The following is an 18,743-nucleotide window of genomic DNA, read 5'->3' as shown; positions in this document are numbered from 1 at the left end:
AAGCAGGCGACGCGGTCTCAGAGCTGGTCGAAGTCGAGCACCACCTTGTCGCTTACCGGGTAGCTCTGGCACGACAGCACATACCCGGCCGCCACTTCGTAGTCCTCCAGGGCATGGTTGCTGTCCATCTCCACTTCGCCTTCGATCACCCGGCACTTGCAGGTCGAGCACACGCCGGCCTTGCACGAATAGGGCAGTTCGGCACCGATGGCATTGCCGGCGTCCAGCACGTTCTGGCTGTTGCGTGGCAGGTCGAAGCTCAGGGCGCGGCCGTCGCTGATCACGGTAATGTGGCTGACCGCCGCGTCTACCTGCCGGGCGGCCTCACGGGCCTCGCGGCGGGCTTCGCTGCCGGCTGCGGCGAACAGCTCGAAATGAATGCGTTGCTTGCTCAGGCCATTGGCCTGCAGGCTGTCACGCACGGTCTCGGTCATCGCCTGCGGGCCACAGATGAACGCTGCATCCAGGCCTGGAACATCCAGCCAGCGCGAGAACAGCTGGCCGCATTTGTCGGCATCGATGCGGCCGTTGTACAGGTCGATATCCTGCTGCTCACGGCTGAACACGAAAATCAGGTTGAGGCGGTCGAGGTAGCGGTTTTTCAGGTCTTCCAGCCTGTCGCGGAACAGCGCCCCGGAGCTCGAACGGTTGCCGTACAGCAAGGTGAAGCGGCTGTGTGGCTCGCTGGCCAGGGTAGTACTGATGATCGACAGGATCGGGGTGATGCCGCTGCCGGCGGCCACGCCCAGGTAATTACCCCGGCGAGCCGGGTCCAGCGGCACGAAGAAGCTGCCCGATGGCGGCATCACCTCCAGCTGCTGGCCGGCCTTGAGCACTTCATTGGCAAACGCCGAGAAACGCCCGCCCGGCACGCGCTTGACGGCCACGCGCAACTCGCCGTCGTGCACGGCACTGCAGATCGAGTAGGAGCGGCGGACCTCTTCATCGTCCAGCCGGGTCCGCATGACCAGGTACTGGCCCTGGGTGAAACGGAACTGCGCTTGCAGGTGCTCAGGCACGTCGAAGGCAATCGACACCGCATCACGCGTCTCGTTGCGCACTTGCTTGATGGTCAGGCTGTGAAACTGGCTCATGGCGTTCTCCACGGCTCAAATGCATTTGAAATAGTCGAACGGCTCCAGGCACTCGCAGCAGCGGTACAGCGCCTTGCAGGCCGTGGAGCCGAACTGGCTGAGCAATTCGGTATGGGTACTGCCGCACTGCGGGCAGCACACCTGGGGAGCGTCACCCAACAGGCTGCGCTTGCTGGCGCTGCCTTGCGGCGGTGCGATGCCATAGGCGCGCAGGCGCTCGCGGCCCAGTTCGCTGATCCAGTCGGTGCTCCACGCCGGGGTCAGCCGGCGCTCAAGGTCAGGCGCGGAAAACCCTGCCTGCTCCAGCGCCTGGCGGATATCCCCCTCGATCACCTCGGTGGCCGGGCAGCCGGAGTAGGTCGGTGTAACCACCAGGTGCAGGTGGCCGGCGCGCCAGTCGAGGTCGCGGACGATCCCCAAGTCGACCACGCTGACCACAGGCACTTCCGGGTCCATGACCTGGCCCAGAACTGCCCAGGCGCGGGCCAGGTCATCGCCATGCTGCGCTCGCGCACCGCGGTCGCCGGCAATCAGCTCACCAGGTTGCATCGGGGTAAGCCCTCGGCAGGAATTGCATTTCGGCCAGCAGCAGGCCGAGGTGCTCGGTGTGCAGGCCCTTGCGGCCGTCCAGGTAGAAGTAGCTGGCCGCCTTGGGCAGTGGCAGTTCGACCGCCGCGAACGTCTCGCTTACCTGCTTCAGCCAGGCACTGGCGACGCTGGCGGGGTTGGCGCCGATACCCGCGTTCGCCAGCTGCACCTCATTGTCGCTGGCAGCACACAGCTCGACGGTAAAGCGCCACAGTGCCGGGATGGCAGCGAGCATGCGCTGGCGGCTTTCTTCGGTGCCATCGCCCAGGCGCTGCACCCACTCGCTGGACCGACGCAGGTGGTAGGTGACTTCTTTCACTGCCTTGGCGGCAATACCGGCAATACGCGGATCGCTCGATTCGACCAACCCCTGGAGCACGGCGAGGTGCCAGGCGTCATAGAGAAACTGCTTGGTCATGGTCACGGCAAAATCGCCGTTGGGTTGTTCGACCAGCAACAGGTTGCGATAAGCCCGCTCGTCTCGGCGGAAGGCCAAGGCATCGGCATCGCGGCCGTCATCCAGCAGTTCGGCGGCGTACTCCAGCCAGTTGCGTGCCTGGCCGACCAGGTCAAGGCCAACATTCATCAGGGCCAGCTCTTCTTCGATGGCAGGGGCGTGGCCGCACCATTGGCAAAGGCGCTGACCCTGCACCAGGGCGCTGTCACCGAGCAACAGCAGGTAGGGGACAAGGGCTTGGTTATGCATGATCAACCTCACATGTGTCCGACTTCGTCGGGCAGTTCGTAGAAGCTGGCATGGCGGTAGACCTTGTCGTCCGACGGGGCGAACAGCGGGTCTTTCTCGTCAGGCGAAGAGGCGGTGATAAGTGCCGAAGGCACTACCCACAGGCTGACGCCTTCGCTGCGGCGGGTGTAAAGCTCGCGGGCGTTTTCGATGGCCATGGCGGCATCGGCGGCATGCACGCTGCCGACATGCTTGTGGTTAAGGCCGTGCTTGCTGCGCACGAACACTTCGTAAAGGGTCCAGACAGACATTTTCGATCTCCGCATCAATCGCCGCTCAAGCGGCGTTCTTGTTCTGTTGCTTGCGCGCGTAGGCCACCGCGGCCTCGCGTACCCAGGCGCCGTCGTCGATGGCCTGGCGCCGGGTGGCGACACGTTCCTGATTGCACGGGCCATTGCCCTTGAGCACTTCGTAGAACTCGTCCCACTGGATTGCACCGAAATCGTAGTGGCCGCGCTCGGCGTTCCACTTCAGTTCCGTGTCGGGGGCAGTGCAGCCGAGCAGTTCCAGTTGCGGCACGGTCTGGTCGATGAAGCGCTGGCGCAACTCATCGTTGGTCTGGCGCTTGATTTTCCAGGCCATCGACTGAGCGCTGTTGGGCGAGTGCTCGTCGCTGGGCCCGAACATCATCAGCGACGGCCACCACAGGCGGTTGATGGCGTCCTGGACCATGTCGCGCTGGGCCTGGGTGCCGTGACGCATCATGGTCAGGAGCATTTCGTAGCCCTGGCGCTGGTGGAAGCTCTCTTCCTTGCAGATGCGGATCATGGCGCGGGAGTAGGGGCCGTAGGAGGTGCGCTGCAGCACCACCTGGTTGACGATGGCGGCGCCATCCACCAGCCAGCCCACGGCGCCCATGTCGGCCCAGCTGAGGGTGGGGTAGTTGAAGATGCTCGAGTACTTGGCCTTGCCGCTGTGCAGCTTGGCGATTTCTTCATCGCGGTCGGCGCCCAGGGTTTGCATGGCGCTGTACAGGTACAGGCCGTGGCCGGCTTCGTCCTGGATCTTGGCCATCAGTTGCAGCTTGCGCTTGAGGCTGGGGGCACGGGTGACCCAGTTGCCCTCGGGCAGCATGCCGACGATTTCCGAATGGGCGTGCTGGGAGATCTGCCGGATCAGGGTCTGGCGGTAAGCCTCGGGCATCCAGTTCTTGGCTTCGATCTTGATCTCGGCGTCGATCTTTTCCTGAAAGTTGCGTTCCTCGGGGGACATTTCTTCCAGCGACTTGACCCGCTTGACTCCGGTTTCCACTAGCTGTGCGTACATGTGTTCCGACTCCTGCTAAGGCATGAGTCATTTGTAAGCGATACAAAACATAACGTCAAACATATTTGTGTGTATCGAATAATATTTGTGTATCGCTTTCGGGCCTCTTCGCGGGTTCACCCGCGAAAGGGCCGGCAGATAAAATGCAAAAAAAAGCCCCGGACAATGCCGGGGCCTGGAAGGCAAGCCGAACGGGTCAGCTGGCCAAGCGTTTGTCAAAGACGTGGCAAGCCTTGCCCTCGGAGCGCTTGAGCGAGCCGCAGGGCTGCAGCTGTACCTGGGTGCTGATGCCGATGTAGGTCTTGATCTGCTTGCTGAGCTCGCCGGTCAGCAGCTTGCGCTGGCCCTCATCGAGGTGCTGGCACTCGCCACGCAACTCCACATGCACCTCGACACTGTCGAGATTGCCATTGCGATACAGATGAATCTCGTACATCTCTGAAAGCTGTTTTATTTTAAGCACCTGTTCTTCGATCTGGGTCGGGAACACGTTGACCCCGCGAATAATCAGCATGTCATCGCTGCGGCCGGTGATCTTGCCGATCCGCCGCATCGGCCGGGCCGTACCGGGCAGCAAGCGGGTCAGGTCGCGGGTGCGGTAGCGCACCATCGGCAGGGCTTCCTTGCTCAGCGAGGTGAATACCAGCTCGCCCAGCTGGCCGTCCGGCAGGACCTGACCGGTGACCGGGTCGATGATCTCGGGGTAGAAGTGGTCTTCCCAGATGGTCGGGCCGTCCTTGGTTTCAATGCACTCCATCGCCACCCCAGGGCCTATGATTTCCGACAGGCCGTAGATGTCGAGGGCGTTGATGCCCAGGCGCTGCTCGATGGAACGGCGCAGCTCGTCGGTCCACGGTTCTGCGCCGAAGATTCCCAGACGCAGCTTGAGGTCGTGCGGGTCGATACCCTGGCGTTCGATCTCGTCGGCCAGGTTGAGCATGTAGGACGGGGTGACCATGATGATGTCGGGCTGGAAGTCGCGAATCAGCTGCACCTGCTTCTCGGTCTGGCCGCCGGACATGGGGATCACCGTGCAACCCAGGCGCTCGGCGCCGTAATGCGCACCCAGCCCGCCGGTGAACAGGCCATAGCCGTAGGAGACATGCACCTTGTCGCCTTTGCGCCCGCCAGCGGCGCGAATCGAGCGGGCGACCACATTGGCCCAGGTGTCGATGTCGTTCTGGGTGTAGCCCACCACGGTCGGCTTGCCGGTGGTGCCACTGGACGCATGCAGGCGCACCACGTCTTCCTGGGGCACGGCGAACATGCCGTAAGGGTAGTTGTCGCGCAGGTCGTTCTTACCGGTGAAGGGGAACTTGGCCAGATCTTCAAGGCATTTGAGGTCGTCGGGGTGTGCGCCGTACTCGGCAAAACGCTTGCGATACAGCGGCACGTTGTCGTAAGCGTGCTTCAGGCTCCAGCGCAGGCGCTCCAGCTGGTGCTGGCGCAGGGCGTCGATACTGGCGGTTTCCAGCGGGTCCAGCAGGGCACGATCGGCATCATGGTACATGTTCATGGCTTCACTCGAATTGTTCTTGTACGCCGCGCGGCAGCGGTTGCAGGCCGCACGGTGAGTGTCATGAGCGCAGCATATACGGCTGCGTTCGGTTCGGTAACAGGCCGATGGTCCGAGCCGCTCAGAGGCGCTCGATAACCATGGCAATGCCCTGGCCGACACCGATGCACATGGTGCACAGCGCATAACGGCCAGCGGTCTCTTCCAACTCGTGCAAGGCGGTGGTGACCAGGCGTGCACCGCTCATGCCCAGCGGATGCCCGAGGGCGATGGCACCGCCATTGCGGTTGACCCGCGAGTCGTCGTCGGCCAGGCCCAGTTCGCGCAGCACGGCCAGGCCTTGTGCGGCGAAGGCCTCGTTGAGTTCGATGACGTCCAGGTCTGCCAGCGACAAGCCGGTGAGTGCCAGCACCTTGCGGGTTGCCGGTACCGGGCCGATACCCATCAGCCTGGGTTCGACGCCGGCTACGGCCATGCCGACGATACGGCCACGGGCCTTCAGGCCGTGCCGGCGGGCAGCGTCACTGCTGGCCAGGAGCAGGGCGCAGGCGCCGTCATTGACCCCGGAGGCGTTGCCGGCGGTGACGCTGCCACCCTCACGAAACGGAGTACCGAGCCGGGCCAACTGTTCAAGGGTGGTATCGCTGCGCGGATGTTCGTCGTGCACGACCACTTTGGCCGGGCCTTTGCGCTGGGCGATCTCGACCGGCACGATTTCCCGTGCCAGCCGGCCACGCGCCTGTGCCGCTGCAGCCTTGTGCTGGCTGCGCAGGGCAAAGGCATCCTGGTCGGCGCGGGAAATACCGAACTGCTCAGCCACATTCTCGGCAGTTTCCGGCATCGAGTCGGTGCCAAAGCCACGCTGCATCAGCGGGTTGACGAAACGCCAGCCGATGGTGGTGTCGAACAGCTCGGCCGAGCGGCCGAACGCCTGATCGGATTTGCCCATGACAAACGGCGCACGCGACATCGATTCGACACCACCGGCCAGCATCAAACCGGCCTCGCCACAACGCAGGGCGCGGGCGGCACTGCCGATGGCATCCAGGCCAGAACCGCACAGGCGGTTGAGGGTGGTACCCGGCACTTCAAGGGGCAGCCCGGCCAGCAGGCTGGCCATATGGGCGACGTTACGGTTGTCTTCGCCGGCCTGGTTGGCACAACCGAGGATCACATCGTCGACGGCTTTCCAGTCCAGTTCGGGGTGGCGCTGGAGCAGGGCCTTGAGCGGGATGGCCGCGAGGTCATCGGCGCGCACGCTGCTCAAGGCCCCGCCGTAGCGGCCGATGGGTGTGCGCACGGCGTCGATGATCAAGGCATCGGCGAGGGAGTGTTCAGTCATCTTGGGTCTCCTGCGCCAGCACCGTGCCGCGCACTTTGTAGGATTTGCCATGGAACATCGCCACCAGCTCACCACGCTGGTTGTCGATGCGTACGTCGTACAGGCCGGTACGGCCTTTGCGGCTGACCTCGCTGGCATGGGCGGTCAGCACATCATCGCGCAGCGCTGGCGCCAGGTAATCGATGCTGCAGCCCAGCGCCACAGTGGCTTGGTCATAACTGTTGCAGGCAAAGGCGAACGCCGAGTCGGCCAGGGCGAACAGGAAGCCACCGTGACAGGTGCCGTGGCCCTGGATCATGTCGGCGCGTACCGGCATGCGCAGGCTCGCCCGACCCGGACCGGCATCCAGCAGGCTGATGCCCAGGCCCTGGCTGGCCTGGTCACGGGCATACATGGCGTCGGCACAGGCTTGTGCCAGTTCGGTTTCAGTCATGCAAGGTGCCTCCATTGGCTTCGCAACGGCGTAACAGCAGGGAAGGGCGATAGCGGCTTTCGCCGTAGCTGCGCTGCAGGTTGTCGAGCACGCGCAGGGTATGAGGGATGCCGACAGCCGCTGCCCAGGCCAGAGGGCCGCAGGGGTAATTGACCCCGGCGCGCATGGCCAGGTCGATGTCGGCGGCGCTGCCGACACTCTGCAGCACGGCATCGGCGGCTTCGTTGGCGAGCATGGCTACGGTGCGCAGCACTACCAGGCCGGGCAGGTCGGCAACCGCCGTCACCTTGAGACCGGCACGCTGGAGCAGCGCGACGGCGTGATCGCGGGCGCTGTCGGTGGTATCGGCTGACCAGGTGATTGCCAGTCGGCTGGCCGTGCTGTAGTCCAGCGCCAGATCCAGCAGCACCAGGTTGCGCAGCCCGTCTTCACGGGCGCGCTGGCTGGCCAGGCGGCCATCGGAGAGTGCCAGGGTGGCGTCGCCCACCTGGATCAGGCCACTGCCGGCACGCTGAGTGACGGCTATACCGTTCTTGCGCAGGCGTTCAACCAATGGCTGCATCACCCCCAGGCTGCCTTCGACCACGCAGGTTTCGGCAATGGCGGGGCTGTGCAGTTCTGCTGGCTGCGGGCGTTCGGCGCCTGCGGCATAGCTGTAGAAGCCTTGGCCTGTCTTGCGGCCCAGGCGACCGGCGTCCACCAGCTCTTTTTGCACCAGCGATGGCTGGAAGCGGAAATCGCCATAGAAGGCATCGAATACCGAGCAAGTAACCGCGTAATTGACGTCGTGACCGATCAGGTCAGTCAGCTCGAAGGCCCCCATGCGGAAACCGCCAGCGTCACGCAGCAATGCATCGAGGCTGGCGCAATCGGCGGCACCTTCCTGCAGTAGGCGCAGGCTTTCGGCATAGAACGGCCGCGCCACACGGTTGACGATAAAGCCCGGTGTGGAGCGCGTGCGCACCGGCTTCTTGCCCCAGGCCTGGGCGGTTGCGTAGACACAGGCGGCCACTGCCGGATCGGTTGCCAGGCCTGAGACCACCTCGACCAGCGCCATCAGCGGTGCGGGGTTGAAGAAGTGCATGCCCACCACCCGCTGCGGCCGCGACAACCCGGCAGCGAGGCTGGTGATGGACAGTGACGACGTGTTGCTGGCGAGTATGCAGTCTTTGCCGCACAAGGCTTCCAGCTGACTGAACAGCGCCTGTTTGACCTGCAGGTTCTCGACGATGGCTTCGATCACCAGGCCTGCATCGGCCAACGCTTCGAGCGTGTCGACCGGGCACAGGCGGGCGCTGATCGTTTCATGCTCGCCTGGCTGCAACTTGCCTTTTTCCACCAGCCGGGCCAGTTGCCGGTTGATGCCGTCCACCGCCTGGGCGGCGGCACCCGGGCGGGTGTCGTACAGTTTTACCGGGTGCCCGGCCTGCGCCGCGACCTGGGCGATCCCGGCGCCCATTGCGCCGGCACCGATCACTGCCACCTGCACATTGCTTGCGAGTTGGCTCATGATCAGCGCCCCGTGAATGACGGCGTGCGCTTGTTCATGAAGGCACCCACGCCTTCACGGTAGTCTTCGCTGCGCCCGGCCAGACGCTGCAGGTCGCGCTCCAGCTCCAGCTGCTGATCGAAGCCGTTGTCGAAACTGGCATTCAGGCTGCGCTTGATCAGCGCCAGGCCATAGGTGGGCTGGGTGGCCAGGTGACGGGCAAGGGCAAGGGCTTCGTCACGCAGCGCGACATCGTCCACCACGCGATGGATCAGCCCCCATTGCTGGGCCTGTTCGGCGCCAAGGCGCTCACCCAGCATGGCCAGCGCCTTGGCCCGGGCCATGCCGACCAGGCGTGGCAGCAACCAGGTGCCACCGGAATCCGGCACCAGGCCGATCTTGCAGAAGGCCTGGATGAAGCTGGCCGAGCGGGCCGCCAGCACCAGGTCGCAGGCCAGCGGGATATTGGCCCCGGCACCCGCCGCCACGCCATTGACTGCGCAGATCACCGGCAGCGGCAGGTCGCGCAAGGTGCGCACCAGGGGGTTGTAGAACCGGTCGATGGACTCGCCCAGGTCCGGCATGTCGGCCCCGGGCGCGACGTTGCGGTCGGACAGGTCCTGGCCGGCGCAGAAGCCACGGCCTTCACCGGTCAACAGCAACACCCGCGCCTCGCTGCTCTGGCGCACTTGCCTGAGCGCCTCGCGTACTTCCAGGTGCATGGCGGTGTTGAAGCTGTTCAGCTGTTCGGGGCGGTTCAACGAGAGGAGGGCGACGCCGTCCTCGATGGAAAACAGAATGTGCTGGAAAGTCATGACAGGCTCGCTCCGTCAGTCGTGGAAAGGGTGGGTCAGCAGCCCTGGAAACGTGCCGGGCGCTTTTCCTGAAACGCCTGGATACCTTCAGCGCGGTCGGCAGTGCCGGCCAGCAAAGTAAACGCATGGCGCTCGAAACGCAGGCCGCTGGCCAGGTCGGTGTCGCCGGCCTTCAGTAGTGCTTCCTTGGCCAGCCGTACTGCCAGCGGCGCCTTGGCAGCGATGCTGCGCGCCACCTGCATGGCGCGCTCCACGGTAAGTTCCGGTTGAGTGAGTTCACTGACCAGGCCGGCCTGTTGGGCGTGGCGGGCGGTGATGGCTTCGCCGGTCAGCACCATCTGCATGGCCAGCGGCTTGCCCACGGCCCGCACCAGGCGCTGGGTGCCGCCAGCGCCAGGGATGATGCCGAGGGTGATTTCCGGCTGGCCGAAACGGGCGTCGCTGCCGGCGATGACAATGTCGGCGCACATCACCAGTTCGCAACCACCGCCCAGGGCATAGCCGTTGACGGCGGCAATCAGCGGTTTTGCGAACGCAGCGATGCTTTGCCAGTGGGCCACACGTGGGTCATTGAGGATGCCGACCAGATCGCGCTCGGCCATCTCGCGGATGTCGGCGCCTGCGGCGAACGCCTTGCGGCTGCCGGTAATCACCACGGCGCCGATGTGGTCGTTCTGCGCGGCTGCGGCCAACGCTGCTGCCAGCTCTGCCAGCAGCTCGGTACACAGGGCGTTGAGTGCCTCGGGCCGTTGCAAGGTCATGAGCTGGACACCGTTCTCAGGCGCCTGCACATCGAGATATTGCGGCATGTCGGGTTCCTCTGGCTGCACGCACGGCACATCGTGGGGCCGGCATTTCTTGTTGTTTGCAGGGGCGTGGCGGTGGCTCACGACCGGGTGAAGTCAGTATATGCATCATGCGATACATTTAGGCAAGCATAACAATCTGTCCGTGTATCTCTTTATCCGAATGAGCAACGAAGCCATCATTCGCTGACATGACTGAATAACGGCCTAACCTCAAGCTTTTCAGGCCTAGGACCCTGATTATTGATTCTGATCTCCCAACCTTTCAAAAGCGATACATCCCAAATCGGATTGACGATGCATTTCCATGTGATACAAGATCGCATGGAACTTCAAATCATTTCAGGAGGTTTCCCATGCCTTGCTATCGACTGGATGGCCTGACGCCCGTAGTGCACCCGACGGCCTATGTGCACCCCAGCGCAGTGCTGATTGGCGATGTCATCGTCGGCCCTCGGTGCTATGTCGGCCCTTTGGCATCGCTTAGGGGGGATTTCGGTCGCATCGTGCTCGAGGAGGGTGCCAACCTGCAGGACACCTGCGTGATGCATGGCTTCCCGGGGGGCGACACTGTAGTAGAGCGCAACGGCCATGTCGGGCACGGCGCCGTACTGCACGGTTGCCGCGTAGGCGAAGACGCCTTGATCGGCATGAACGCGGTGGTCATGGATGGCGCCCACATCGCTCCACGCTGCATCGTCGCGGCAACCGCGTTCGTCAAAGCCGGGTTCCAATGTGAGGCGCAAAGCCTGGTGATGGGCTCGCCGGCGCAGGTCAAACGCCCGTTGACCGACCAGGAACTGGCCTGGAAACAGCGCGGCACCGCCGAGTACCAGCACCTGGCGCAGCGCTGCATGAACAGCATGGTCGAATGCCCGCCGTTGGCCCAGGCCGAAGCAGGGCGCCCACGCATGGAAGACACCGGTGTTCGGCCCAAAGGCCAGGTAACGGCATGAGCCTGCCAGCCTCACGTATTGGCCAGGCGGCCCGTCGCACAGGTATAGTCGGTGCTTTATCCGCGCACAGTTCGCCCATGAGCAATCTTGCCCCACTCAATACCCTGATCACTCGCTTTCAGGAGCAGACGCCGATCCGCGCCAGTTCCCTGATCATCACCCTGTACGGCGATGCCATCGAGCCCCACGGCGGTACGGTCTGGCTGGGTAGCCTGATCAACCTGCTGGAACCGATCGGCATCAATGAGCGGCTGATCCGCACGTCGATCTTCCGCCTGACCAAGGAAGGCTGGCTCACCGCCGAAAAGGTTGGCCGACGCAGCTATTACAGCCTGACCGGCACCGGCCGGCGGCGTTTCGAAAAAGCCTTCAAGCGGGTGTACAGCCCCAGCCAGCCAGCCTGGGACGGGGCCTGGACGCTGGTACTGCTATCGCAACTCGAGGCCGGCAAGCGCAAGGCCTTGCGTGAAGAGCTGGAGTGGCAGGGGTTTGGTGTCATGGCGCCGAACCTGCTGGGTTGCCCGCGGGCAGACCGCGCCGACTTGGCCGCCACCTTGCGTGACCTGGAAGCCAGCGACGACAGCATTGTCTTCGAAACCCACACCCAGGAAGTGCTTGCGTCCAAAGCGATGCGCGCCCAGGTGCGGGAAAGTTGGCGTATCGACGAGCTGGGGCAGCAGTACAGCGAGTTCATTCAACTGTTCAGGCCGCTATGGCAAGGGCTGAAGGAACAGCCGCAGCTTGATGCGCAGGATTGCTTCCTGGCACGCACGCTGCTGATTCACGAGTACCGCCGGCTGCTGCTGCGCGACCCGCAATTGCCTGACGAGCTGCTGCCAGGGGATTGGGAGGGAAGGGCTGCACGACAGTTGTGCCGCAACCTCTATCGCCTGGTATTCGCCAAGGCGGAGGAGTGGTTGAATGCCGCCCTGGAGACCGCAGACGGGCCTTTGCCGGACGTGAACGAGAGCTTCTACAAGCGTTTTGGCGGGTTGGCTTGATGAATTAATATCTAGCATGGTTAGCCTTATGCACCATAAGGTTTACCCCCATGAATATTAAACCTGTTGCCTTCATTTTTAATGCGTACTGTGGTTAACTTTAGGCAATTTAAGGTTGATCCCGGTGACCTTTATGGTTGAGTTCTTTCCTGTGGGATGTGCCGATACCCTCGGTAAAATCGGCTTGCTGGTCAAAGCACGACGCTTGGCGCTAGGGGTGCGCCAGGCCGACCTCAAGGAAGCGATCGGGGTTTCGCCACATGTGCTGCGCAAAATCGAGAGCGGATCGGAGCTGGTGGACTTGCGCTCGTTCATGCTCGTGCTCTGGCGGCTGGGTCTGAGCGATGTAGTCTTCACCTCGCTGGATGACCTGGAGAAACGTTCGCAGATCACACGTTTTGCCCCGGACGACGATGCAGCCGTGGGGATTGCAGCCAAGCGCGTGCGCCTGGCAAAACCCAAGCCTGAGGCGTTCTGATGTCCCGCGCCTACATCTATATGGAGCACCCCGAAACGACCGAGGTCGTGACGCTTGGCCGTCTTACCCTCAAAGGCAAGCAGGGAGAGTTCCTGTATTCTCCCGACCAGGTAGCACGGGGCGGCTGGGTGCCCGACTCGATCAATTACCCCCTGCGCGCCGAAGCCTACGCCGGCATTACCAAGAACCGCGGGATACCCGGCTTCATCAACGACGCCATGCCAGATGGTTGGGGCGAGCGGCTGCTACACCGGGCCTACGGGCAGGAGTTGGGTACCATCGATTTCCTGCTCAAGTCTCCTAACAACGACCGCGTCGGCAACCTCATGGCGGGTAGCGCCACAACACCTGCCGAAGGCATCGGCGAGGGTGCCGTGCCGAACCTCAAGGGGTTGGCAAAATTTGTTCTGGCATGCGAGGCCGTCTACGACGGCCAGCTCGACAATGAATCGATCGCAACGTTGAATCTGCGCCAGCAACGTTCCGCATTGGGTGGTGCGCGCCCCAAGCGCACGTTGCAGGACAAAGGGATGCTCATTCTGGCCAAACCACGCGATCGGTTTGACCACTTCGACTTGCCGACGATCGAGTATGCCTGCATGACATTTGCGGCAGGGAAGGGTATCAATGTGGCCCGAACCGCTCTGCATGCCGAACAACCGTCCACCTTGCTGGTTGAACGCTTCGACCGTACGCCAATTGCCGAGGGCGCACGGCGCATACCGATGCTGAGCGCGCTCACTTTGCTCGACTCTGAGTGGAACGGTCCACACCACAAGGATTGGCGCTATGCTGCTGTTGCCGACGAAATGCGCCGGCGAGGTGTACCGAGCGGGGACCTCCAGGAGCTGTTCAAACGCATGTGCTACAACGCACTGGTGGGCAACTCCGATGATCACCCGCGCAATCATGCAGTGATCTGGGTTGGCGGGAAGTGGCGGCTTTCACCGATGTACGACGTATTGCCCATGCTTGATGAAGGGCCCGCGAAAGCCTTGGCCATGGCAGTTGGCCGAGAGGGTAGCCAGATCAGCCGAGCAAACCTGCTGAGTCATCATGCGCATTTTGCGCTGACGCGCGATCAGGCCGAGCATTGGCTTGAAGAAGTGGCGAGTTGGGAGCAGGAATTGAAAGATCATTACGCACAAGTGCTCGCAGGTAATGACCTAGATATGGCCTGCGATGCGACGAGTTCGGAGCGTATGCTCAGGTAGCTGGACCAGCCTGATAAATAACTACGCTAAATGACTATTTAGCGTAGTTATTATTGGCCCATACCAATCTGGGTGATGCAAGGCCGTCCAAATGATCAAGCCACTCCTGCTTGACGTTCAACAGCAAGGGGCGGGCGGAACCCTCCCAGCAGCCAGTCGCAATACCGCGAAACGCCTTGCTCAACCGTTAACGTTGCTGCGTCAAAACCCTGCGCGCGCAAGCGTTCCAGGTCTGCGCACGTATGACACTGGTATTTGCCACGCAGGTGATCAGGGAAATCCCCATACTCCAAAACACCTTCGAGCAATGCCATCGCCAATGAAAGTGGTGGCTGCTCTTGTTGCGCGCGCAGGCGATTGATAACAGCCAGGGCGACATCGTTGAAGGTTTGTGCTCGGCCGCTGCCGACATTGTAGAGGCCGCTCAAGTGTGGGCGGTCCAGGAAGAACAGGTTGACCTTGATCACGTCGTCCACGGACACGAAGTCGCGCAGGTGACCACCGCTGGGGTAATCGCCATAGCTACCGAACAGCATGACCTTGCCGTTGACCTGGTACTGATTGAAACAGTGCAGCGCCACCGACGCCATCTGGCCTTTATGCTGCTCATGGGGCCCGTAAACATTAAAGTAACGCAACCCGACGATCTGGCTGCGTGCACCGGGTAGCTGCCGGCGGACGTGCTGGTCGAACAGGAATTTGGAATAGCCATAGACGTTCAGCGGGCGCTCACAATCGCGCTGTTCGCGAAAGTCCTGTCCCGCGCCGTAGACCGCTGCCGACGAGGCATACAACAGCGGGATCTGCTGTTGTTGCGCAACGGCCAGCAGTTCACGGCTGAACCGGTAGTTGTTGTCCATCATGAAACGGCCGTCGGCTTCCACGGTGCTCGAGCACGCGCCCTGGTGCAGTACCGCGCGCACGTTGCCGAACTGGCCAAGCCTGAAGCGCTCGAGAAAGTCGTCCTTGTCCAGATAGTCGGCGATGTCGCAGTCGGCCAGGTTGCAGAACTTGTCGCCATCAGTCAGGTCATCGACCGCAATAATCTCGGTTTCGCTGCGTTGATTGAGCGCCTGTACGAGATTGCTGCCGATGAAACCTGCGGCGCCGGTTACGATGATGCTCATAGGAGAATCCCCGTGAGGGTGCGGAGCTTCATTTTGAGTGCGGCAGGATGAGTGACCTTAACCTGGGTCATGGAAATGAGGGTTAAGGTGATTGTGGGGCTTGAGCTGTCTTAAAATCTGCGTGGCCCCTGGCCTCACGTGCAAAATGCGTAGGTTCGGATAATGCATATTATGTTAAATGCAGTATTACGATAGTGTGTGCTTGTTGTGTCCGTTTCCACTAACCCCCGTTGAGATTTTCACAAAACCCCGTTCCTGAAAAAACCAAGCACTTACCCGTCCCTACCTGTTCCACCTTCCCGCCTCCGACCTCACTTCGTGATGACGCCAGCATCACCCTGCTGGTGAATAATGCGGGTATCGGAACTCACACCAGCCTGCTGGATAGTGATGTCGAACGCATGGCCGAAATGATCAGCCTCAACATCACCGCCTTGACCCGACTGACCTACGCGGCCATTCCAGGCTTCGTCGCCCACCAGGAAGGCGCCGTCATCAACATTTCGTCCATTGCAGGCCTTGTGCCAGAGCTGCTCAACGGTGTCTACGGTGGCAGCAAGGCCTACGTCACCGCCTTCAGCCAATCCCTGCACAAGGAGCTTGCAGACAAAGGCATCAAGATTCAGGCGATTCTGCCGGGAGCCACTGCGACCGACTTCTGCAGATCGGCGGCCTGCCTGTCGAGAACCTCGATCCCGGCATCGCCATGTCCGCTCATGACCTGGTCGACAGTGCCCTGGTCGATGTGAACGCCTCGCACCACTTTCATTACAAGCGTGAAAGTCTTACTGCTTTGAGGCTGTTTTTCGAGTTGATCGAAGCGAATAACCTGTGCCCACTTTTGATTTTCATAGAGGTAGCGCCATGAAGGCTGTCGTTTACACACAACCCGGATTACCTATTCAGGACGCTCAGTCTCTATACGACGCGGAGCTCCCGGAGCCAAAAATCGGCGCCCGCGACCTGCTTATCGAAGTCCGGGCTATTGCCGTCAACCCGGTCGATACCAAAGTTCGGGCTAGCCGTGGTGGTGAGCAACCACAAGTTCTCGGCTGGGATGCTGTCGGTGTCGTCCGTGAAACTGGCCCAGAGGTAACGCTGTTCAAGCCAGGGGATGAAGTGTTCTACGCCGGTGCCATTGATCGACCCGGCAGCTACAGCCAGCTCCATGTGGTGGACGAGCGAATCGTCGGCCACAAGCCTAAGCGCCTGGACAATGCCAGTGCCGCCGCCCTGCCTCTGACGTCCATCACGGCTTGGGAGTTGCTGTTCGACCGTTTAGCCGTCGAAGAAAATGGCGGCGAAGGTCAAAGCCTCCTGGTGGTCGGGGCTGCGGGCGGTGTGGGCTCGATCCTGGTACAACTAGCACGCAAGTTGACGCAGCTTACAGTCATAGGCACGGCCTCAAGGCAAGAGACTCAAGCCTGGGTGAAAGATCTGGGAGCCCATCATGTGATTGATCACTCCGAGCCGATCCCGCTTCAGGTGGAAGAGCTCAAACTGAATCCGATTGATTACGTAATCAGCCTGACGCACACCGACACCTACCTCCGGCAATTAGTGGATGTGCTTCGTCCGCAAGGCAAACTCGCACTGATCGATGATCCGGCACAACTGGATGTCATGCCCCTCAAGCGCAAATCGCTGTCATTGCACTGGGAGCTCATGTTCACCCGCTCACTGTACAAAACCGAGGACATGATCAAGCAGCACCAACTCCTCGAACGTGTTTCGCAGCTGGTCGATGAGGGGATTGTGAAAACAACTGTTGGGGAGCACTTCGGGAGCATTTGTGCCAAAAATCTCAAGCGTGCCCACGCCTTGATCGAAAGCGGCAAGGCCCGAGGCAAGATTGTCCTGGAAGGTTTCTGATCACGGCTCAAACAAAAGCCCGCGCCATAGCGCGGGCTCATCCGCATGCGGGATCATCAGTTGTCCAATTGGTCTTTGATGATCTTGCCATCGTGTGGGTCGACCTGGAATTCATACTGCTTGCCGTCAGCTTTCATGCCTTCCCCTTCCCAATGTCCGTCATCGGCCTCGATTTTGGTGATTTGCGTGTATCCGGCGCCCTTCAAAGTGGCTTCAGCCTGATCTTTGGTCACCTTCCAATCAGCACCAGGCTGGTCAGCCCATGCTGCAGAGCTTGCCAGTGCGCCAACCATGGCGAGGCCAGTGAACAGTCGAGTCGTCGCTTTCATCGCTAACTTCCTTTTTCGTGACAGTTAACGATCCGACCCACACGCTGGTCTCGCGGTTCACTTTGCGTGGTGGCCGACACTGTGTCCACATACCCCCTTCCAAGATCGCACCAGGTAGCGAGGGCTGATAGTGATTGCCGGGCCACCGACAGGAACCAGTTATCTCGTTAGAATTACCTAGCCGAGAACGGGGTATTCGCCAAATCAACTTTGCCTGCTCAGACTGGATCAGAGAACGCTATGACTGATGAAAAGAACGATGATCGCCCTGTTTACCAGGCAGCCTGCCACTGCGGGACGGTGCGCTTCTCATTGCGCTTGACCGATGGTTTGCGTACCGCGCGTAGGTGCAATTGCTCGCTCTGCCGCATGCGTGGTGCCGTGGCGGTGTCGGCCAACCTGAGTGATATCACTGTCACTGAAGGGGAAGAGGCGCTCACCCTCTATCAGTTCAACACACGCGAAGCTAAACACTACTTCTGCTCCAAATTCTGCCTGCCCGGAATGACCTGAAATAATTAGTCCGCGTGATACAAGCGAAACGGTCTAGGCTGTCCTGATGGAGATGTAATCAGGAGGCAAGGAATTGAGGAGGCTTACGCCAAGCGGCCCGGTGAGACGACTACGCGGGCAATGGCCTGGGGAACGAGTAGAGGCTGCTCACTTGCTGAAATGGGAGCCAAGATGGCGGCGGAGCCAGTGCTTGTCCGCACGTGAAGAGGCTGAACACCATGGCAAATCAAATGGCCGAGCTGGACGCGTACCTTGAACTACTCGCCCACATAGCCGACGAGCTTGAACAGCAAGTAGGGCCCTGCCCCACTACTCGACCCATGATGATCGCGTGGCTGACGGAATGGATTCGAAGTCCTGATGCTCTGGGCGAAATCAGGCGTGAGCTGCCTCGCCTGCCCCAGATATTGAAATCGGCATACCGCGAATGGGCTCACCTGGGTAGCGGCCAGTAGGTTGCCGCCACCAACACTGCTAGCCGAGAGCTATAAGGCGATGTGGCATAGCCACGGGTATGAAGTCTCGTCCGGTCAGTTGATTGCACCAGGTATTCCTGCACCTGCTGAGCACGCCTTGATAGTGCGCGGTCAGTTCATGACGAGGCAAGCCGCTCGATCAGGGGCAATCTATTTATCTCCGGCCGCGCGAAAAAATACCCTTGCATCAAATCAATCCCGAGCGCCCCCAGCGTTTGGCTCTCTGCGTCAGTCTCAATCCCCTCGGCTACAAGGGTGATGCCCAGCCGCTCGGCTACCAGGACGATACCGGCGACGATGGCTTGGCGAACTGGATCCTGACTGATTCCCCGAGTGAGTGCCATATCCAGCTTGAGTACGTCCGGCTGGAATTCCGCAAGCAGATTCAGACCTGAGTAACCCGAGCCGAAGTCGTCTATCGCAGTGGTGAAGCCCTGTCGGTCGTATTCCTTGAAGATTGCCTTCAAATGCTCAGTGTCTTCGATCCGCTCGCCCTCGGTCACTTCGAACATGAGCCGATTTGCAGGGAAGTCGAACGTTCGCGTGGCCTCCAGGGTAGCCCGAATGCAGGTGCTGGCCCGGTAGACGGCATTGGGCAGAAAGTTGATGCTCAATTTACATTCCGTCTTCCGCCCCAAGCCAAGCGCAGCAGCCTGCTCGATGGCCTTCACTCGGCAGGCCTG

19 protein-coding genes and 3 pseudogenes are annotated in these 18,743 nt (G+C 61.4%); 8 read left to right on the top strand and 14 right to left on the bottom strand.

Translation table 11 applies throughout. The features are described 5' to 3' along the window. Window positions 1-17: 17 nt before the first annotated feature. From paaE to paaF, 11 genes are all read right to left on the bottom strand, one after another. Window positions 18-1,094, bottom strand: coding sequence for a 1,2-phenylacetyl-CoA epoxidase subunit PaaE (gene paaE, locus HP546_RS05790; protein WP_172220979.1), 1,077 nt, complete (start codon window positions 1,092-1,094; stop codon window positions 18-20). Window positions 1,095-1,109: 15 nt separating this feature from the next. After that, complete coding sequence (paaD, locus tag HP546_RS05785) at window positions 1,110-1,643, bottom strand: 1,2-phenylacetyl-CoA epoxidase subunit PaaD (RefSeq protein ID WP_172220976.1); 534 nt, start codon at window positions 1,641-1,643, stop codon at window positions 1,110-1,112. Continuing rightward, on the bottom strand, window positions 1,630-2,388 hold the full coding sequence (paaC, locus tag HP546_RS05780) for a 1,2-phenylacetyl-CoA epoxidase subunit PaaC (RefSeq protein WP_172220973.1): 759 nt from the start codon (window positions 2,386-2,388) through the stop codon (window positions 1,630-1,632). Before paaC ends, paaD begins: the two co-directional genes overlap by 14 nt. A gap of 8 nt (window positions 2,389-2,396) precedes the next feature. Further along, a complete protein-coding gene (gene paaB, locus HP546_RS05775) occupies window positions 2,397-2,678 on the bottom strand; it encodes a 1,2-phenylacetyl-CoA epoxidase subunit PaaB (protein WP_004374528.1) in 282 nt (93 codons plus the stop codon). A gap of 25 nt (window positions 2,679-2,703) precedes the next feature. Further along, entirely contained in the window at window positions 2,704-3,693 is a 990-nt protein-coding gene (paaA, locus tag HP546_RS05770; protein ID WP_172220970.1) for a 1,2-phenylacetyl-CoA epoxidase subunit PaaA, read from the bottom strand. Between the two features lie 196 nt (window positions 3,694-3,889). Continuing rightward, window positions 3,890-5,209 carry a phenylacetate--CoA ligase PaaK gene (paaK, locus tag HP546_RS05765; RefSeq protein WP_172220967.1) on the bottom strand — a complete coding sequence of 440 codons (1,320 nt, stop codon included), beginning with the start codon at window positions 5,207-5,209 and terminating at the stop codon, window positions 3,890-3,892. A 121-nt stretch (window positions 5,210-5,330) separates the two neighbouring features. Further along, entirely contained in the window at window positions 5,331-6,551 is a 1,221-nt protein-coding gene (gene pcaF / locus HP546_RS05760; RefSeq protein WP_172220965.1) for a 3-oxoadipyl-CoA thiolase, read from the bottom strand. Beyond that, a complete protein-coding gene (gene paaI, locus HP546_RS05755; RefSeq protein WP_172220962.1) occupies window positions 6,544-6,984 on the bottom strand; it encodes a hydroxyphenylacetyl-CoA thioesterase PaaI in 441 nt (146 codons plus the stop codon). Before paaI ends, pcaF begins: the two co-directional genes overlap by 8 nt. Beyond that, the gene (gene paaH, locus HP546_RS05750; RefSeq protein WP_172220959.1) at window positions 6,977-8,494 is read right to left on the bottom strand and encodes a 3-hydroxyacyl-CoA dehydrogenase PaaH; all 1,518 of its coding nucleotides are present in this window, start codon (window positions 8,492-8,494) and stop codon (window positions 6,977-6,979) included. The genes paaI and paaH overlap by 8 nt, the downstream gene beginning before the upstream one ends. Window positions 8,495-8,496: 2 nt before the next feature. Then, complete coding sequence (gene paaG / locus HP546_RS05745; protein ID WP_172220956.1) at window positions 8,497-9,288, bottom strand: 2-(1,2-epoxy-1,2-dihydrophenyl)acetyl-CoA isomerase PaaG; 792 nt, start codon at window positions 9,286-9,288, stop codon at window positions 8,497-8,499. A 35-nt stretch (window positions 9,289-9,323) separates the two neighbouring features. Next, window positions 9,324-10,097: a 2,3-dehydroadipyl-CoA hydratase PaaF gene (gene paaF / locus HP546_RS05740; protein WP_172220953.1), complete on the bottom strand. Its 774-nt coding sequence runs from the start codon at window positions 10,095-10,097 to the stop codon at window positions 9,324-9,326. Between the two features lie 353 nt (window positions 10,098-10,450). Here paaF and paaY point away from each other — a divergent pair, with 353 nt between their 5' ends. The 4 genes from paaY (at window position 10,451) to HP546_RS05720 (ending at window position 13,743) form a co-directional block, all read left to right on the top strand. Continuing rightward, window positions 10,451-11,050, top strand: a complete 600-nt coding sequence (gene paaY, locus HP546_RS05735; RefSeq protein WP_172220950.1) for a phenylacetic acid degradation protein PaaY — start codon at window positions 10,451-10,453, stop codon at window positions 11,048-11,050. A 77-nt stretch (window positions 11,051-11,127) separates the two neighbouring features. Then, on the top strand, window positions 11,128-12,051 hold the full coding sequence (paaX, locus tag HP546_RS05730; protein ID WP_175586110.1) for a phenylacetic acid degradation operon negative regulatory protein PaaX: 924 nt from the start codon (window positions 11,128-11,130) through the stop codon (window positions 12,049-12,051). A 124-nt stretch (window positions 12,052-12,175) separates the two neighbouring features. Then, a complete protein-coding gene (locus HP546_RS05725) occupies window positions 12,176-12,529 on the top strand; it encodes a helix-turn-helix domain-containing protein (protein ID WP_372242415.1) in 354 nt (117 codons plus the stop codon). Then, entirely contained in the window at window positions 12,529-13,743 is a 1,215-nt protein-coding gene (locus tag HP546_RS05720) for a type II toxin-antitoxin system HipA family toxin (protein ID WP_172220944.1), read from the top strand. Before HP546_RS05725 ends, HP546_RS05720 begins: the two co-directional genes overlap by 1 nt. A 95-nt stretch (window positions 13,744-13,838) precedes the next feature. Here HP546_RS05720 and rfaD read toward each other — a convergent pair whose 3' ends face one another. Continuing rightward, complete coding sequence (rfaD, locus tag HP546_RS05715; RefSeq protein ID WP_172220941.1) at window positions 13,839-14,870, bottom strand: ADP-glyceromanno-heptose 6-epimerase; 1,032 nt, start codon at window positions 14,868-14,870, stop codon at window positions 13,839-13,841. A 314-nt stretch (window positions 14,871-15,184) separates the two neighbouring features. Between rfaD and HP546_RS05710 the strand changes: the two are divergent. Beyond that, window positions 15,185-15,738, top strand: a pseudogene (locus HP546_RS05710) (SDR family NAD(P)-dependent oxidoreductase); the annotation flags it as partial. Then, complete coding sequence (locus HP546_RS05705; protein WP_172220938.1) at window positions 15,735-16,742, top strand: zinc-binding alcohol dehydrogenase family protein; 1,008 nt, start codon at window positions 15,735-15,737, stop codon at window positions 16,740-16,742. The pseudogene HP546_RS05710 and the gene HP546_RS05705, both read left to right, overlap by 4 nt. Window positions 16,743-16,798: 56 nt before the next feature. Here HP546_RS05705 and HP546_RS05700 read toward each other — a convergent pair whose 3' ends face one another. After that, window positions 16,799-17,071 carry a PepSY domain-containing protein gene (locus tag HP546_RS05700; protein WP_172220935.1) on the bottom strand — a complete coding sequence of 91 codons (273 nt, stop codon included), beginning with the start codon at window positions 17,069-17,071 and terminating at the stop codon, window positions 16,799-16,801. A 240-nt stretch (window positions 17,072-17,311) separates the two neighbouring features. Here HP546_RS05700 and HP546_RS05695 point away from each other — a divergent pair. Together HP546_RS05695 and HP546_RS05690 are read left to right on the top strand one after the other, a co-directional pair. Further along, window positions 17,312-17,560 (top strand): annotated as a pseudogene (locus HP546_RS05695) (GFA family protein); the annotation flags it as partial. A 498-nt stretch (window positions 17,561-18,058) separates the two neighbouring features. Further along, window positions 18,059-18,169: pseudogene (locus HP546_RS05690) on the top strand (DUF1264 domain-containing protein); the annotation flags it as partial. 7 nt (window positions 18,170-18,176) lie between these two features. On the opposite strand, the gene HP546_RS05685 reads toward HP546_RS05690, so the two are convergent. After that, the coding region (locus tag HP546_RS05685) for an EAL domain-containing protein (protein ID WP_172220917.1) at window positions 18,177-18,743 on the bottom strand (567 nt) is incomplete at its 5' end.

The sequence above is a fragment of the Pseudomonas sp. CM25 genome (assembly GCF_013179705.1).
GTDB lineage: Bacteria > Pseudomonadota > Gammaproteobacteria > Pseudomonadales > Pseudomonadaceae > Aquipseudomonas.
The sequence above is the reverse complement of the archived record's forward strand: the minus strand, read 5'-3'. Positions and strand labels throughout refer to the sequence as shown.